General features: G+C 36.8%; 17 protein-coding genes, 1 pseudogene and 1 other annotated feature. Of the genes and pseudogenes, 12 read left to right on the top strand and 6 right to left on the bottom strand.

The genetic code is table 11. The features are described from left to right. Positions 1-107: 107 nt before the first annotated feature. The 6 genes and pseudogenes from tet(W) to N4599_RS07560 all read left to right on the top strand — a co-directional run bounded on the left by tet(W) (position 108) and on the right by N4599_RS07560 (position 5,672). Positions 108-2,027, top strand: a complete 1,920-nt coding sequence (tet(W), locus tag N4599_RS07535) for a tetracycline resistance ribosomal protection protein Tet(W) (protein ID WP_056994958.1) — start codon at positions 108-110, stop codon at positions 2,025-2,027. Between the two features lie 81 nt (positions 2,028-2,108). After that, positions 2,109-2,297, top strand: coding sequence for a helix-turn-helix domain-containing protein (locus N4599_RS07540; RefSeq protein WP_473828397.1), 189 nt, complete (start codon positions 2,109-2,111; stop codon positions 2,295-2,297). Between the two features lie 105 nt (positions 2,298-2,402). Next, positions 2,403-2,641: a binding site (T-box leader), on the top strand. A gap of 67 nt (positions 2,642-2,708) precedes the next feature. Continuing rightward, complete coding sequence (locus tag N4599_RS07545) at positions 2,709-3,656, top strand: ketopantoate reductase family protein (RefSeq protein WP_003671227.1); 948 nt, start codon at positions 2,709-2,711, stop codon at positions 3,654-3,656. 182 nt (positions 3,657-3,838) lie between these two features. Beyond that, positions 3,839-4,438: a helix-turn-helix domain-containing protein gene (locus tag N4599_RS07550; RefSeq protein ID WP_003672076.1), complete on the top strand. Its 600-nt coding sequence runs from the start codon at positions 3,839-3,841 to the stop codon at positions 4,436-4,438. Then, positions 4,435-5,280 (top strand): annotated as a pseudogene (locus tag N4599_RS07555) (IS3 family transposase). The gene N4599_RS07550 and the pseudogene N4599_RS07555 overlap by 4 nt, the downstream one beginning before the upstream one ends. 23 nt (positions 5,281-5,303) lie before the next feature. Then, entirely contained in the window at positions 5,304-5,672 is a 369-nt protein-coding gene (locus N4599_RS07560; RefSeq protein WP_223686877.1) for an LPXTG cell wall anchor domain-containing protein, read from the top strand. A 141-nt stretch (positions 5,673-5,813) separates the two neighbouring features. Here N4599_RS07560 and N4599_RS07565 read toward each other — a convergent pair whose 3' ends face one another. From N4599_RS07565 to N4599_RS07585, 5 genes are all read right to left on the bottom strand, one after another. After that, entirely contained in the window at positions 5,814-6,050 is a 237-nt protein-coding gene (locus N4599_RS07565) for a hypothetical protein (protein ID WP_013923927.1), read from the bottom strand. A 5-nt stretch (positions 6,051-6,055) separates the two neighbouring features. After that, a complete protein-coding gene (locus N4599_RS07570; RefSeq protein WP_223657145.1) occupies positions 6,056-6,280 on the bottom strand; it encodes a DUF5388 domain-containing protein in 225 nt (74 codons plus the stop codon). Positions 6,281-6,463: 183 nt separating this feature from the next. After that, the gene (locus tag N4599_RS07575; protein ID WP_003671418.1) at positions 6,464-6,964 is read right to left on the bottom strand and encodes a hypothetical protein; all 501 of its coding nucleotides are present in this window, start codon (positions 6,962-6,964) and stop codon (positions 6,464-6,466) included. Continuing rightward, complete coding sequence (locus N4599_RS07580) at positions 6,961-7,602, bottom strand: recombinase family protein (RefSeq protein ID WP_260898816.1); 642 nt, start codon at positions 7,600-7,602, stop codon at positions 6,961-6,963. The genes N4599_RS07575 and N4599_RS07580 overlap by 4 nt, the downstream gene beginning before the upstream one ends. A gap of 647 nt (positions 7,603-8,249) precedes the next feature. Then, the gene (locus N4599_RS07585) at positions 8,250-8,825 is read right to left on the bottom strand and encodes a recombinase family protein (RefSeq protein ID WP_034983513.1); all 576 of its coding nucleotides are present in this window, start codon (positions 8,823-8,825) and stop codon (positions 8,250-8,252) included. Between the two features lie 157 nt (positions 8,826-8,982). On the opposite strand from N4599_RS07585, the gene N4599_RS07590 reads away from it, so the two are divergent. Then, positions 8,983-10,470: an FRG domain-containing protein gene (locus N4599_RS07590; RefSeq protein WP_229289216.1), complete on the top strand. Its 1,488-nt coding sequence runs from the start codon at positions 8,983-8,985 to the stop codon at positions 10,468-10,470. A 256-nt stretch (positions 10,471-10,726) separates the two neighbouring features. Here the strand turns inward: N4599_RS07590 and N4599_RS07595 are convergent, their stop codons facing one another. Further along, positions 10,727-11,545: a hypothetical protein gene (locus N4599_RS07595; RefSeq protein ID WP_098035001.1), complete on the bottom strand. Its 819-nt coding sequence runs from the start codon at positions 11,543-11,545 to the stop codon at positions 10,727-10,729. A 402-nt stretch (positions 11,546-11,947) separates the two neighbouring features. Between N4599_RS07595 and N4599_RS07600 the strand changes: the two genes are divergently transcribed. From N4599_RS07600 to N4599_RS07620, 5 genes are all read left to right on the top strand, one after another. Further along, positions 11,948-14,899 carry a hypothetical protein gene (locus N4599_RS07600; RefSeq protein ID WP_260898825.1) on the top strand — a complete coding sequence of 984 codons (2,952 nt, stop codon included), beginning with the start codon at positions 11,948-11,950 and terminating at the stop codon, positions 14,897-14,899. Positions 14,900-15,069: 170 nt separating this feature from the next. Next, positions 15,070-15,309, top strand: coding sequence for a hypothetical protein (locus N4599_RS07605; RefSeq protein WP_191338745.1), 240 nt, complete (start codon positions 15,070-15,072; stop codon positions 15,307-15,309). 5 nt (positions 15,310-15,314) lie between these two features. Beyond that, positions 15,315-15,881 (top strand): hypothetical protein, encoded by a 567-nt coding sequence (locus N4599_RS07610; protein ID WP_260898827.1) that lies wholly within the window; start codon positions 15,315-15,317, stop codon positions 15,879-15,881. Positions 15,882-15,941: 60 nt separating this feature from the next. Beyond that, complete coding sequence (locus N4599_RS07615) at positions 15,942-16,142, top strand: helix-turn-helix transcriptional regulator (protein WP_204774887.1); 201 nt, start codon at positions 15,942-15,944, stop codon at positions 16,140-16,142. Positions 16,143-16,202: 60 nt separating this feature from the next. Then, positions 16,203-17,405 (top strand): tyrosine-type recombinase/integrase, encoded by a 1,203-nt coding sequence (locus N4599_RS07620; protein WP_260898833.1) that lies wholly within the window; start codon positions 16,203-16,205, stop codon positions 17,403-17,405. Positions 17,406-17,444 lie beyond the last annotated feature (39 nt).

Consider the following 17,444-nt stretch of genomic DNA (forward strand, 5'->3'; position numbering starts at 1 on the left):
TGTATGCTGTATATGTGTATGTCCGCAAATTATCATCCCCAGTGGTAAAAGTATTTTACTGCTGGGGATTTTTATGCCCTTCGGGGCAGTAAAGGGAGGACAATCACATGAAAATAATCAATATTGGAATTCTTGCCCATGTAGACGCTGGAAAGACGACCTTGACGGAGAGCCTGCTATATGCCAGCGGAGCCATTTCAGAACCGGGGAGCGTCAAAAAAGGGACAACGAGGACGGACACCATGTTTTTGGAGCGGCAGCGTGGGATTACCATTCAAGCGGCAGTCACTTCCTTCCAGTGGCACAGATGTAAAGTCAACATTGTGGATACGCCCGGCCACATGGATTTTTTGGCGGAGGTGTACCGCTCTTTGGCTGTTTTAGATGGGGCCATCTTGGTGATCTCCGCTAAAGATGGCGTGCAGGCCCAGACCCGTATTCTGTTCCATGCCCTGCGGAAAATGAACATTCCCACCGTTATCTTTATCAACAAGATCGACCAGGCTGGCGTTGATTTGCAGAGCGTGGTTCAGTCTGTTCGGGATAAGCTCTCCGCCGATATTATCATCAAGCAGACGGTGTCGCTGTCCCCGGAAATAGTCCTGGAGGAAAATACCGACATAGAAGCATGGGATGCGGTCATCGAAAATAACGATAAATTATTGGAAAAGTATATCGCAGGAGAACCAATCAGCCGGGAAAAACTTGTGCGGGAGGAACAGCGGCGGGTTCAAGACGCCTCCCTGTTCCCGGTCTATTATGGCAGCGCCAAAAAGGGCCTTGGCATTCAACCGTTGATGGATGCGGTGACAGGGCTGTTCCAACCGATTGGGGAACAGGGGAGCGCCGCCCTATGCGGCAGCGTTTTCAAGGTGGAGTATACAGATTGCGGCCAGCGGCGTGTCTATCTACGGCTATACAGCGGAACGCTGCGCCTGCGGGATACGGTGGCCCTGGCCGGGAGAGAAAAGCTGAAAATCACAGAGATGCGTATTCCATCCAAAGGGGAAATTGTTCGGACAGACACCGCTTATCCGGGTGAAATTGTTATCCTTCCCAGCGACAGCGTGAGGTTAAACGATGTATTAGGGGACCCAACCCGGCTCCCTCGTAAAAGGTGGCGTGAGGACCCCCTCCCCATGCTGCGGACGTCGATTGCGCCGAAAACGGCAGCGCAAAGAGAACGGCTGCTGGACGCTCTTACGCAACTTGCGGATACTGACCCGCTTTTGCGCTGCGAGGTGGATTCCATCACCCATGAGATCATTCTTTCTTTTTTGGGCCGGGTGCAGTTGGAGGTTGTTTCCGCTTTGCTGTCGGAAAAATACAAGCTTGAAACAGTGGTAAAGGAACCCACCGTCATTTATATGGAGCGGCCGCTCAAAGCAGCCAGCCACACCATCCATATCGAGGTGCCGCCCAACCCGTTTTGGGCATCCATCGGACTGTCTGTTACACCACTCCCGCTTGGCTCCGGTGTACAATACGAGAGCCGGGTTTCGCTGGGATACTTGAACCAGAGTTTTCAAAACGCTGTCAGGGATGGTATCCGTTACGGGCTGGAGCAGGGCTTGTTCGGCTGGAACGTAACGGACTGTAAGATTTGCTTTGAATACGGGCTTTATTACAGTCCGGTCAGCACGCCGGCGGACTTCCGCTCATTGGCCCCGATTGTATTGGAACAGGCATTGAAGGAATCAGGGACGCAACTGCTGGAACCTTATCTCTCCTTCACCCTCTATGCGCCCCGGGAATATCTTTCCAGGGCTTATCATGATGCACCGAAATACTGTGCCACCATCGAAACGGTCCAGGTAAAAAAGGATGAAGTTGTCTTTACTGGCGAGATTCCCGCCCGCTGTATACAGGCATACCGTACTGATCTGGCCTTTTACACCAACGGGCAGAGCGTATGCCTTACAGAACTGAAAGGGTATCAGGCCGCTGTCGGCAAGCCAGTCATCCAGCCCCGCCGTCCAAACAGCCGCCTGGACAAGGTGCGCTATATGTTTCAGAAGATAATGTAACGTCTTGCGCAATGCAAGCGTTCATTGCTGGCTATTGCGAAATATCATTGATAAAATCAGTATCAGAGAGGAGAAACTATTTTGAACCAGGAACAGACGAATATTACAACAGGAAAGCAAATACGTCATCTGCGAACACAATTGGGAATGACACAGGAAGAACTAGCCGGGGAATTGAATGTTACCCGGCAGGCACTATCGAATTGGGAGAGAGATGTTAATGAACCCGATTTAAATATATTTGAAAAGTTAAGCAAATCGATTCTGTAAAAGCAATGATAATGGACTTAAAATGCATTTTTGAAAGCTTTTAAAATAATTGTTGACAAATCCACTAGCTAGCGATAAATTAAAATACAATTAAATAATGATTATAAAAACACGTTGAAAAGAAGAGTAGCTATTAGCAGATGGCAAGAGAGTCCCCGTTTGGTGTGAGAGGATGATTTACTTATAGTGAAAATCACTTTGAGTGCCAGGATGAAAGATAGTAATTTCTGGTGGGAGTAGCCCATTATAGCTACCGTGTTTAATACAAAGAGTATTGAACATTTGAGGCTAGTAGTGTGAACTACTGGCGAATAAAGGTGGTAACACGCAGAAGCGTCCTTAGATTAAGCAATTAATCTGAGGGCGCTTTTTTATAATCATTAAATTTAGAAAACAAGGAGTTGCGTTATTATGAAATTTACAATCGTTGGTGCTGGAGCAATGGGACTCCGCTTTGGTGTATTATTACAAGAAGCTGGAAATGAAGTTGATTTTGTTGAAGGCTGGCAACCACATTACGATAAGATGAAAGAACAGGGTGGTGTTTACGTTACTCGGGAACACCAGAACAAACATTTAGTTCCTGTAAATGTATATACCCCCGAAGAATACACAGCGACAGACGCAGACTTTGTATTCTTTGAATTGAAACAAATGCAACTTGATGATATGTTGCAACGTTGTAAGCATTTCTTTAAGGATCAATATGTCTTAACAGCAATGAATGGGATGGGGCATGTTGAAAAGTTGTTGAAATACTTCCCTAAAGAAAAATTAGTTGCGGGGACCGCATTAGTTGCCACTATTTTAACTGGTCCTGGTGAAGTTGAATTCGTTGGTAAGCCAGGGATGGGAACTACCAACTGGGCTAACTATACTGAAAAGCCTGATGCAAAGACTGAAGAGCTGATGGCTGAATTGAAGAAAGCCAACTTCAATCCTTCATTAAAAGATAATTTCATGGGTACTTTGATGGCTAAAGTAGTCTTTAACTCAGTTGTTAATACCTTATGTACAATGTTTGAAATCACAATGGGTGAATATGCTAACTTTGATAAGGCAGATGAACTTTCTCGCCAATTAATTGATGAAGCATACGATGTCTGTGAACGGGCTGGTGTTCAATTGGTTAATACCCGAGCAGAAGAATTGGAAAGTGTTAACTACGTATCAAAAGTTGGCAACCCTCACCACTACCCATCAATGTACCAAGACATGAGTCATAATCGTCCTGTCGAAGTTGACTACATCAATGGTTACTTTGCTAAATTAGGTCGTAAATATAACTACGAAGCTAAAACACATGCTTTTGTTACTAACCTTGTTCACTTGGCTGAAGCAACAAGAGAAAAGAACTAAGACTAAACCTGTACAATACCCTTTAGAGTTGACACTTTAAATAATAAAAGTGCCAATTCTAGGGGGTGTTTTTCGTTTCTAGTTATTCCACAACAGAAAAATTAAGATTACTAAGTAATTATCAGGATTCAGATTGCTCATTAGGAGTATTCGCTGACTATCACGAAGTGAGAACAGCGAACATGACTAAATGGATTAAACAATTTTTATTAGCAGGACTGGCAGGATTAATTCGTCCTAAACATAACCAAAAATATTCACTTAAGACAAAGATTGCCGCGGTGAAAGATTATCAGCTTAACGGACTGGCTAGTCGTGAGGTTTTAATTAAGTACAAAATACGCCATATTTTTCAACTAAAACAATGGATTATCCAGTACAATAGTGACAAACTAACTGTTACTTACGCAACAAGAAAGCGAGTTAAGAAAATGGGCCGGAAAGTATCCTTTGATGAGAAAAAGCAGATTGTGCAGTGGACGATTAACCACCAGAACAACTATAAAGAAGCAGCTAGTAAGTATGATATTAGTTATCAGCGGGTTTATTCGTGGGTACGTAAATATTTGCACGATCATAATTGGGAAGTACTAAAAGATAATCGTGGCAGAAATAAAGAGAAAGAACCGACAAATGAGCTCGAACGGTTGAGAAAACGAGTACGTGAATTAGAAGCTGAGAAACGAGAAAGCGAGGTACAAATTGCGTTCGCAAAAAAATTAGTCGAAATACGCAATCGGGAGGTGCATCGACCGGACGATATCAAGCGATTCAAGAAATGATTAAAGACGGTTATACAGTATTAGAACTAGTTAAAGCGGCTAAAGTAAGCCGGCAAGCCTACTATAAGTGGCTAAAACGAGAATTAACTACTAAGGATATCCAGGATCAAGAGATCCTTAATTTGATTAAAGAAATTGAGAAAACTAATAAGCAAAGTATTGGATATGGGAAAATGACTCGTCTTATTAAGCGCGCAGGTCTTGGATATTTGGTCAACAAAAAACGAGTTATTAGAATTATGAAGGAACATGGGATTAAAGCTGACTATCGTCAAGCTAAAAGAAAACGCGACAAGGAACGTCAAACCTATCAAGCTGAAAATATACTTAATCGTCAATTTAAACAGGAAGCAGCTAATCAGGTTTGGGTAACTGATACAACAGAACTCGCCTACAATATTCATAATTATAAAGTTCGTTTACATGTGGTTCTTGATTTATATGGTCAATTTCCAATTAGCTGGCTAATTACCCCAACAGAAACTAGTGAGGGAGCAATTCAAGTATTCAAGAAAGCTCAGAAACAAGAAGGTGTATTAGCCCCACTTATTCATACTGATCGCAGAGCTGCTTATACTTCTAAGGCGTTCAATCAATATTTAACTAGCAATAATAGTCAACATAGCTATTCAGCTCCTGGCACACCAGCAGATAACGCAGTTATCGAGCACTGATGGGCCGACTTTAAAGCAATTTGGCTAGCGCATTCATCTAAGCCACAAACACTTGATGAACTTCAAACACTAGTGGCTGAAGGAATTGAATACTTTACAAATACATTTATTTCAGCTAAAAGAAATGACCTTACTGCAACGGAATTTCGTTACGGCAAAGCCAATTAATTTTTATTATTTAGTGTGTAAACTTGACAGGGTACAGTACCGTTAATAATGGTAGCCAAGCTACTGATAGCAATGCTGCTCACAAGCCAACCATTGTTTTACCAACAAATGGTAAGGAAAGTGGAGCAGCTACCCAAGGACAATACATCAACGTTGTTTCTAAGGATAGCGTTGCAGCACAAGCTGGTATTCAAGCACCTGCAGCTCCAGAAACTACCAGCGTAACGTTTGGTACTAAGGAAGGTACCATGATGACTCGTGAAGAATACAAGGCACAACAAGCTAACTTGCCACAAACTGGTAACGAAAACAGTAAAGCGGTTGTTGCTTTGGGCGTCTTGGCTGGTATGTTTGGATTAGGCTTAGCAAGTAAGGGTAAAAAAGAATTTTAATTAGTATATATTTGTTCTGACATAATATATCCGTTATTAAAGCAATGGGACTTCTGCTTGGTGTTCTTTCACAGGAATCCCATTGTTTTTTTATTTAGAAAAAGGATTACGTTTATGTTGCAACGTAATCCTTTTGAATTATTACTTATTCTTTTTCTTGTCCTTATTTTCCTTTTCTTGCTCTTCAATGCGTCGCAGGAAAGTGCGATAATCTTCATATTCGCCCGCACTAAGATGTTTCACTTGCTCGTCAATAAGGTCTCTCATATAACCACGGATAAACTTGTGCCCTGATACCATTACTAATGCCTTAATCTCGTTCTGAACGTCGATGTCGACGCCAATGTTACCGTGTTTTTTGGTTATTGTTTTATACATTGTTATTACCTCTCTTTTTTGTTTCTAAATTCGTCTTTAATTTCGATAGCTTTAAGAATATACGCATATATGCCTTTATCTTTAGAGTTTAATTGATCAATTTCTTTATCAATAAGCTTATTCAATAACTCTTTTTGAGTTATTTCTTCCATGTTTGCTAATGCAATCAGTTTGTTACGTGCAACGTTACTTAGGCTAACAGAAGTAGTATAGTTTTTGTGTTTAGCCATATTAATCATCTCCTTCTGTATAAGTTCTAATAAAAATTTTTCTTGAAATAATTTTTTTATTCCAAGAAAATTATTAATGAGAAGAGACTACTAGATATTATTGGAATATGCTTACAGGAATTTAGTCCTTAAAAAATAAGCAACGAACGTTATTAGGCATTCGTTGCTTATTTTTTGTGGGGGTTATTTATTTTCTTGGGCTTCTTTGTATCTTTCCATCTCATGCCAACAATAATTGATCGCTTTTGCGTAATCAACCCCTGTACGATTGTATATGTTATCTGATAATGGATATCCATAATAGGCACATAGATTATCTATAGTGTCGTTTGCATCCCCCAATACTCTAAAGGGATCTGCTAAATCCTCGACTGTAGTATTAGTTGGTATTGTTACGCCTTGTTTATCTAAAAAGAAAGTGAATGAATTAAAAGTAATCAGCCTGCTAGCTTTATTGAATATTGATTGGATTTCTTTCTTATAATTCTCAAATGGTTGCTGATTATAAGTTTCCTCAGGTCTAATACCATTCAGACCTGAATACCACCAATCTACAAGCTTGGTATTAAATGTATGATTGAATAATACATTATCGTTAGTGTCCATGATAGTAAGCCTGACTATTTCATCTAGAGCTGCAGGTCCAGTAAGATCTACCCAATATACTAGTTCTCTATTCTTCATTGCAAATCACCTCGACTGGCATCATAACTCTGTGGCGTATTAATAGGCTGCTTCTTATTGTTGATTTGCCGTTTAATACGATACAACGTGGACTTTGAAAGATGAAACTTCAATTGTGTTTCACTATATGTATGAGTTCTTAAGTATTCATATGCTTGCCTATAAATGGGTGTGATAACGCGTTTTTGACGCCCACCTTTATTTAAGGACAATTGATACTTGGACTTTTTAATTGCCTTAGAAGCACGCCTCTGGTGCAAATAATGGGCGTAATCAAGGTGAGCAAGCTGTGATGCAATGATCCAATCACTGCTATCGCTATCATTACTAAGATCAATGTCTTCTGACTGAATAGTAATACCTGTGTCCTCAACGATGTACATAAGACAACAAAGCTCTCTAACGTTGCTATATACACAGGTTAGGGTAGGGACGACTAAGACATCTCCTTCTTTAGCAATGGTATTAAGGAATTTACGGAGTTGATAACGATCTTTGTTTTTTCCTCTAAAGACGTCAGCAAAACAGTGATCGTATGGTATACCCATACTTAATAGGATTTTTGCTTGGTGTTCAAAACTATCTTGTTTGCTGACTTCATCTTTTAGACAGCCAGAAACATAACCATATTTTGTCATAGTAATGGTCACTCCTTATTCTTTAGTTAATTGAAGTTCTAACTAAAAAAACTTATCAATTAAAATAGGATTGAATAAGTATGGACGGAGTAGAGTAGGAAAATAATATACTAATTTAGGATTCTTATACATATTATTTTCTCAGCGCTGATACTATTACTGTAATTCAGCGTGTCAGTTTTTGTGTCAGGTTTCTAATTATAGCTGGTATATATGTTAGGTATTGAATTCCTGTTTTTTAGGTAAGATTCTTGGCTTATTCAAATGTGTCACTTTATTAGTGAAAATTGACATTTAGGCTAACACTTAGTTGAACCTTACTGAGAGTAAGGATAAGAGAAATTTTGACAAAAATTAAGGGAAAAGTGTGTCAACAATAATTATTGATTGAAATGCTGTTATATCAACATTTATTGAAGAAAGTGTCAGGTGTGTCAGATTTTTAGCCTAACTTTTTCAAATAAGTATTTTTTAAATAAAATAGTGTAAAAAATAGGTGAAATAATGGATAGGTAATAATATATATAGTTTCTCCAAAGAACTTGACACACCTGACACCATACTCACAATATCTTTTTTCACAATCATTCCCATAAAAAGGGAGTACTACACATACTTTGAAACATGTGTAGTACTCCCAATAATTATCAAGAAATATTTTTCTCAACCTGTTTTTTTATTCTTTGTAGCGTTGAAATAGATATATTAAATGCCTTAGAAGTGTCTTTATAAGTATGATCTAAAAGATAATTATAAGCAGCTTGATAGTGAGGAGTAATCATCCTTTTTGGACGTCCCTCATGATAATCCTTCTTATGTAGTCTTGCATATCTTTTACCCTCCTGTGTACGATCAACAATCATATCTCTTTCCATTTCAGCAACGGCTAATAATATTGTTTTAACTAATCGGCCAATGGTTGAATTTTCAAGCACACCAATGTTAAGTACATTGAACTTGACACCTTTAGACATTAACGGGTCTAAGATATTTAATGCCTCTCTTGTATTTCTGGCAAGACGATCTAATTTAGTGACAGTAATAACATCGCCATTGCTAACTTTACTTGTTAACTCTTCAAACTTGGGTCTATTAGTGGTTGTACCAGTAAATTTCTCAAAATAGATGTTACTACTACTTATACCTGCTTCTTTCAATTGGCTTATCTGATCATCAAGACTTTGCCCCTTAGTTGATACCCTAGCGTATCCATATTCAGTCATTTTATTCAATCCCTTTCTGAATAAACTTGTTGAACACAGAGTAACTCCGGTATCATTGGATTGGAAGTCTTATTCAGGTACTTTTAAGTTGATGAATAAAATTGAATTTAAGCTTTTGTCAACAGATTGATTTATAAAAGAATGTAGGTGGATTTTAGTGAAAGAAAACCAAGTGAATTCTGTTAAAGATTATTTGGATTACTTGAAACGGTATACTAAATATGGAGCGTCGGAAAATCTATACTTCCGAGGTCAGCTTTCCAAATTTATTGATATGAAACCATCAGTTGCACGTAAAAATGAATACTTGAAAAATGAAGCAAAACTTTATAAAGAAAATCGTAACGCTAATAAAAGTATTATTCAAAACCTAGCAAGAATGCAGCATGATGGAGTTCCTACGAGATTATTAGACTTTACTACCGATCCGCTTGTGGCTTTATTTTTTGCTACGCAAGAATCTCTTAGAGAAGACTCTAGCATTTATATATTTATTAGGCCAAATATTGATGCCAATTCCTTGGAAATTAAATTTTCTTCTTTTATTGCCACACAGCAAAATCGGAACCTTTCAACTATTGTCAATAAATTTAATGACGATTTTCACGAATCATTAAGTTTAACACGAGCAAAGGAAATTATATCTAAGGGATTATTTATTCAACCCAATACTGTGGTAGATGAAGAAAATAAACGGATGCTGAAACAAAAAGGAACCTTCGCAATTCCAGGCAATGAAATCAAAGATGATAAGATTGTGGAAATAATTCCATTTGAAAATGATGGTTCTTATGAAGAAGTAGTTATTCCTTTTGAATGTCATGAAGAAATTCGTAAAGAACTAGAAGATAGAGGTTACACTAGAGAAAATTTATTAGGAGAGAATAATGAAGAAATACAATATATAAATACTGATAAAAACGTCATTCAACTAATTAATCCTAGGGTAACTAAATTTCGTGGTTATCAAAAGAAATATTCAGTTACAGCGGTTACTAATATGCTATTGACGTATAGTGAAATGCAAAAAATAGGATATAAAATTGCATTAAAGAGCAAAGCTGACGTTGTATGGATTTGGTTTAAGAGAGATGGTGCCCCTAATGGTATTAATATAGTGACTCAGCAGTGGTTTAAGCGAGCCTTAAAGTCATTCTTTATTAATATAGATAGTGAAGATGATGAAATTGTGGACTATGGTGAACTAATCCTATCTGAAAATAGACAAGACGGTTATGTATGTAGTGCTTATTATTACAATCATCCTGATATGCCGGCTAAACATTTAGCTGTTTCAAAAAATGCTATAACTGTTAATCTGGATATTAAGAAGTCTTCTGAATTCTTGACGTTATGTACAAATTTATTAAAGGGTACGAAGCTGTTTATTACATACAAAATTAATGGTGGAGAAGAAAGAAGTACTAGTGTAACTGTCCAAGATGCAAAAACGATTATTATATTAGAAGGTTATCAACCAGGCGATCAAGTATCTGGTGATGTAACGTTAATAGTGTCTATATTACAGGATAAAAATATTATGGATGAGTATGGTATAGACTACGAAAACCTAACAGGAACTTTTATTTGTAGATCTGAAAAAGAGTCGATGGTATATGGTAGAAAACACTTTTTTATTAAGTAGTGGCTTTTTAAAATCAAAAAACCGACCAACTTAAAAAGCCAGATGGTCGTCAAGTTCGCTAAACCATACTATAATATAATCATAATAGAGAATATATTATATTCAATAATCATGCTGATAGCTTAACGGTAGCACTCTTGTTCTGGTGTGCGGCAATACACGACCAGCTAAGTGCTGCAGAGTACATCCTCAAGGGTATCAGCTCCTTAGACTAACTTGTGCATTGGCGGTAGCCAGTGCACTTTTTTATAGCAAACTATAATATAATTTTCTTTTCTTTATGTGTTGCCTTGTACTCACTTATTAGTCCTTTTCTGGTCAGTTGCAAAGCTAGGCGTAGTGATTTATCGTAATTTAATTCATCTTCTTTAGATAGATTGCAAAGAAAAGTTAATGAATTATTTTTATCGTTATCATCATTCCAATATAGGACGTCTTTTTTTAATTCCTTATTCTTGAATAATTCAGAATTACCATTTGATGTTTCTTCTAATACGACATAACGATAAAAACTGTTGTTTTCCTTTCCTTTGCTGTAACACTCTTTAGCATAAATACTATACCTTTTCTGAGAAAATGAAGTTTTATGGTTTGAATTTAGGTACTTTAAGTTAATAGAAATCGATGTTTTAAATTTAAAACCAGCATTATCTAAGTACTTTTCTACCTTATCTCGTTTTAAGTGATCAATATTAAGGAGAAAATCTTCAAGTGGTAGAAGCTGAGTTACGTAAGAGTTTTTAGTTCCAGAATTTCTTAGAATAAGTCCAGCATCTAGTAAAACATTATTCCAATTATTGATAGTTCTTTCACTAGTTTGTAACCTTTTTGATATGGTTGAAATACTATGCCATGAAAAACCTTCTAGGTTTCGGGCAACTTCTGTGTAATACAAATATAGGTTTATCGCAGCCGAATTCTTTAGCAATGGTAGATACTGTAGGATGTTATTAGCAAGAATAAAGTATCCGCCCTGTTCCTTTTTTATTTTCATCCATTCTCTGTATAGAAAACTATTTTCCCCTGCTGGATCATCGTTTTCGCTGGTTAAATGTAACTCTACGTCAAGTGTCATTTTATCCTCCTAAAATAATTTCTTCTGTGCAAAATTGTGTTGGGAATTTTACTCCCTATTTTACTATGGATTCGCTTTGAGTTTAGTAATAGTTAGGGAGGTTAGTTTTAGTATAAATTATTATTTAGTTACGTAGAAAAATCAAGCGCAATAGTGCGAACAATATTTCGCACTATTGCGCTTTTAGTTTCGAAAATTAAAGTATATACTTTGCACAATTGATACGAAATAAATTGCATAAACTTATTCACTAGTATCAATGAAGAAGATTCTCAAGCTCTTTATAGCAGAATAAACAGCTGTATGTACATGAAGTAATTAAGAAAATGATGTCAACATTAGGCTGGGAAACACGATCTTCTAACTATCATTTCATTTTAATGCTTACAGGAGGTAAATAATATGTACAAAGATCCGTCAGGATTATTAATTGGTCATTATACTCCAACTTCGGTAATTTTAGCTGAAGTAGCACACTTAAGTAGTTCATTCGACCATAAGTATAAGGACGATGCAAATGGCAAAGATTCGTCAATTAAATTAATGGCAAAACAGATTATTGATACTGTCACAGTGCAGAGCGCACTTGGGCATAGTCAAAAGGAAATTCTTAACTTTACCAATAATGGTATTTATGCAGCGAAAAAGGGTATCTATACAGATGTTGTTCAGATCGATACTCATTCACAATTACCAACATTTATGTATTATCTAGGACTGATGGATAAGAAGCATGAACAACTGTTTCTACGCAAGAAAGAAATCGAAAATATGCCAGATTATAAGTCAGACCCGAAGCTAATTGAAGAACGAGAAGCAATTAAACTGGAACTCAATATTTATTGCTCTACCAATGACACAGGCAAGGGTCGTTATGTTAATCGCCTTGCTGCAATGTATTCAGGTATGAATTTTATTTTCGATTCAATGCATTATTGGGGATTATCAAATGTTTTGAACTGCGTTAATGATGGCTACATTCTACAGATTAAGGACGATGGGGACTTTAATAAACAGTACCAAGATTTTAAACAGCAATGGCAGTCAGAATTTCCGCTGTTAACTTTTTCAAAGAAACATTGGAAATATGCCATCATTAATGGAACTCAGGACTATATCTTGATTAACAATTCTAACGACTACAAGTGTCGAAGTAGTCAATTAAGCACTAAAGCGTTCTATCATCAAGCGACTGGTAAGTCATTGGATAAACTAAAACAAAGTGAAATTGATAATGATGCATTTAAGTATGCACAAGAAAAAGAAAAGGTGGCAATGATGACTTTATATAATAATTTGTTTAACGATCAGGAGCCAAACTTATATGGTTCAAACGAGAAGTTGGAAGATTTAAATGAGGCTAAAGAAGTTCTGCACAAAGCCGGAGTGATTGATGCTAGTTTCGTATCAGAAAAACAACATTATTATTCTTTTATTCTCGATTTAGAGAACTCAGATCAAAATAATGATTATATTAATCAACTTACAAAACGAGTGTTAGATGGACAGCTCTTTATGTCTACGGAGTTATTACGAAATCGAATTAACTTGTTAGACCAATTAGTAAGAGTGAAGGAAGTTAATCCTGACGATTACGCTAATGCCAATCATGTGGTGATAGTTAATAATTTTATCCCGTCTATTATTGACGAAATCGAAAAGAACCAGTCAATTCAAAGCTGGGTGAAGAATGAGGCGGAGAAAATCGAAAAGAGTGATGAAGATAAGCTTTATCAGTACAATTTACTTGCATTGACTGCTCAAATCTATGCGAATGAAAATGAAGAGAATCCCAATTCAATCTTGAACCTTATTAATAAGCTACGAACGACTAACTACTTAAAAAAATTAGATATGGGTGAAATTATTGCGAATGATCCTAGAACATTGATCGTTGATGGTCAACTAATGGTTAAAGATGATAGGAACATTTATACTGCTAGGTCGTCAGTAGTAAATCATCTGCTCAAGGAACATTTTGATCAGCGACAAAAACAACATTTTACTTCGGAAAAGAATAATGTATTGGCCTTACTAGAGGATAAAAAATATCAAGATAGCCTAGAGCAAGGTTTCAAGTCAGATTATCAGTCTATTTTGCTGGATAAAAACGGCAATATTAAGATTGATTCTCCGTTCAAACATAAAATTTCTCATCATGTAAATGTGATCTATAATCCTTCAATTGTTAATGATCCTGCATATGAACAACTTAATAGCTTCTTAAGTCACTTAGCTCCAAATCAAACAAAGCAATTAAAGGCAATGCTAGGACTCATTCCTTTACAGGGTACTGATATTATGAAAGAAATTCGAACTTTCTTTATCCTAAAAGGTGTAAGTGGAGCTGGTAAGAGTACGTTAGCGCAATTACTCAAAGGGATTTTTGATGATGAAACTCAATCAGAATCTAATATTATTTCTAGCGCACAGAATGTTAATAAAGCGTTGCTTGATGAGCACTATGTAGATTTGAATGATACTAAAAAAGGAAAAATTATGTTGTGGTTTGATGACTTCCAGTCAAATAGTAAAACGAATATCATTACAGCTAATGCAGGGACCGTTATTAATGGAGCAATTACTGGCGTAACTCAAACTGGTGCTGCTAAATATGAAAAAGAACACGCTGTTAAGTTACCAAGTTTAATTGTGATCGCTACTAATTCTATGCCACAAATTACACAAGAAGGAACTGCTGCACGAATGTTTGTTATTGATAGCCCTAGCATTCTTAGGGACAGGAGTATTAAAGCAAAAGGAAAGACAATTAGTATTTCCGACTTTGTCAACAATTCTAAAGTTAAAGAAGCATTGTTTTATTTGATCATGCAGGAAGCATCAAAAATTTTGAAGATGAATGAAAAGCAGCGTGCCAATTTATTCGACCGTAATCACTCAGCGGCAACGAATTTATCACGATTGAGTGATTCGTTCCTCACGTTCCTTGAAAAAAATGAAATTACAGCACCTTATGATTTTATCGGAATGCAGACCATCAAATTGTTTGAAGTTTATAAACAACAAAGCAATTCGTATAATGTTTCGTATCGTTCATTCACAAATCAGCTTGAAATGCTTGGCCTTGTTCTTAAGCGTAAAAACTTTGGCGGGAAAACTTATCAAAAAGTAATCTGCGCTAACAGTACTCAATTAACTTCCGCCAAAATGAGGATTATGCGTGACAATTTTGATGTTTATCCAGACTGCGTAGAGAAGTGGGATGGATTCAAACGGATGACTATTGGTGAATTAAAAACATGGCACTATGGCTTTAATGACCTCAAAGAAAAATACGATAAAAATAAGGATACTATCATGTTTAAGCCATTTGACTTTAGTGAAAGGGGGTGAGGGTGATGGAAATCAAAGATAATAAAAAGGTTCTGCAGCCGACCAAAGCATTGCAGAACTAAAAATAATGCTAACAAATATTGTTATCCTACTTATTATCGCACGAATTGAATTGAAATTAAATTAAATGGTCTAAAACTATCTATGAAATACAAGAAAGGAACGATAGTATGTTTAGCAATCCTAACTTTGAGTGGGAACAGTCAATTAAAATGAAGAAAAATACTTTCTCAGCACATTTTGAGCAAGCAAATCAGTTAAGTGAAGCAATGGCGTTGCCTATTACAGTAATGCATTCTGATCATCAAGTTGGTGTCTTTTATTCTACTCAGGCGTATAACAAGTTATTAAAACAAATTAAGGAAATGAAACAAGAAATTTTGATTCTGAAGAAAATTAATAGGGGGTAAATATTATGGAAACAAAAGACTTAATCGGCAACACCTTTGTAAAAAAGGCCACAAATTCTAAAGGAACGACGTGGAAACCAGCATTACGACAACGATGGATTGGTAAATTTAAGGGCCTAAAAGAATATAATCGCTCGCACATGAAAGATAATTACCTGATCGTAGAGGTTGGTGGCTATTTTGATGGCCCTGTATTTAATCCTGACCCATTTATTGTAGTAGGTGGAAAACGAATTTATTTGAATTATGAGAACTCTATTCCAGGACTTTGCCGAATTGTGCTGGTAGATATTCAAGCCCTGGAACTATCGAAAAAGTATGCGTTTAATGCTAGGTATCAAGAATTTGACTCTGAACGTGATAAATATAATGTTGCTAAATTCGATTCCTTTGACGAAATGAAAAAGTTAGCTAAGAAACAATACTCAATGAATAACGAGTTGCCAACATATGATATTAAAATGACTTGGGAGCAGGATAAAACTAGTGAGACATATGGTACACGGCATTATTCCGTCACGACAAATGTAGGACTTTCTGAAGAACTAGATGAAGAACTTTTGAAAGCATGATATTTATTCAGAATTGCAATGTGCAGAGTTATAATCCAATCCATAAGGAGACCATTATTAATGTTTGGAAAAGAAATTTTAAATGGAAAGCAATTATGCGAAAAACTAGGCGTAAGTACCACAATCTTATATCGACTATTAGATAATGGACTACCATTTCATCAATTAACAACACCCAGTCGAAAATATTACATCTTAACTGAAGTTGAGGATTGGCTGGTAAATGCTGGATACCAGCAGAAAACTGTATGGACAAAGTAACTATAGATAATAATGATGGAGTCATGCTTTGTGCTGACTCCTTTTTTGAAGGTGATAAAAATGATTAAAAAAATAGCAACTGGTAAGCACAAAGGAGAGTACCAAGTGCGAATTCAACCAATTAATAAAATCACAGGTAAAAGGGAAAGCTGGCCAGTAGATTACGCTTCTAATCGCTCAACCGCTAAGGCTTTGGAAAGGCAAATGTGGGCTGATTATGAAGATGGAATGCAGTTATGTGACGGTAATGCTATCTTTGCGGATGAGTTTCAAAAGTACGTCAACCAGCGTAAAAATGCAATTTCGCCCGTTACTTACCGTGACTGGCAAAATTCAGCAACGGAATTTAAGAAGTATTTTAAGAATACTAAGATCAAGGATGTTACTGAACGATTAGTAGAACAGTTTGCTCATGACTTTGTGCGGAAACATAAGGCAACGGTTGGACGTGCTACCGTAATTGACCATCGCTTGACCCATATGCGAAGTTTCTTTAAGGAACTGGTAGGTAAGGTTGTTAAGGAAAATCCTGTGCCGGAACAGTATTTGGATAAGTTCTTTCGTAAGAGTGATTTCAGTGTTGGTAAACAGCAGTATTTATTTACTAATGATGAATTAGAAGCTATCAAGGAACAAATTCAGTTGGAACTAAACAACACTACTATTGCTAATTGGGGTACCCGATTAGCGCTGTGGATTGATCTTGAAACTGGAATGCGCCCTGGTGAGGTGCAGGCTTTAAAATTCAAGAACTTGGTAGTAGAAGATGATTATCCAACCTTTAAAATTAGTGATAGTTGGTCGGATTATGCTAAGAAGTTCAATGGGGCCCTTAAGGCACGGCCAAAAGGTTATGCGCGTTATTGCTTACCAATTTCGCAAGCGTTGGTAGATTTTGTGAATGTTTTTAAGGAAGAACAGGAGAATTTCTTGGAGCGCCATGATTTGACTAATCCTAAGGGTTTGATTTTTCTAAACCTACATGACTATAAGACTTGTGCTAATAATATCCCGATCACGCAGCGGAGCATGAATGAGATGTTAAAGAAGGTTTGTGAGAAATTAGGTATTAGTGGTAATGGTTCACAGTTATCAATGTATTCATTTCGGCATACTTTATGTACTAAGTTGGCTAATAAGCCAGGGATGTCTTATCCATGGGCGGCTGAACGAATGGGAAATAGTCTTTCAATTTTTATGCGAGTATACGTCAAGGCAGATCGTGATGTGAACCGCAAGATGATGGATAATTGGATGTCATAAATAAAATAAGAGGCTGTTTTTCAGTCTCTTATTTTTGTA

It is taken from the genome of Limosilactobacillus oris (assembly GCF_025311495.1).
Taxonomy (GTDB): domain Bacteria; phylum Bacillota; class Bacilli; order Lactobacillales; family Lactobacillaceae; genus Limosilactobacillus; species Limosilactobacillus oris_A.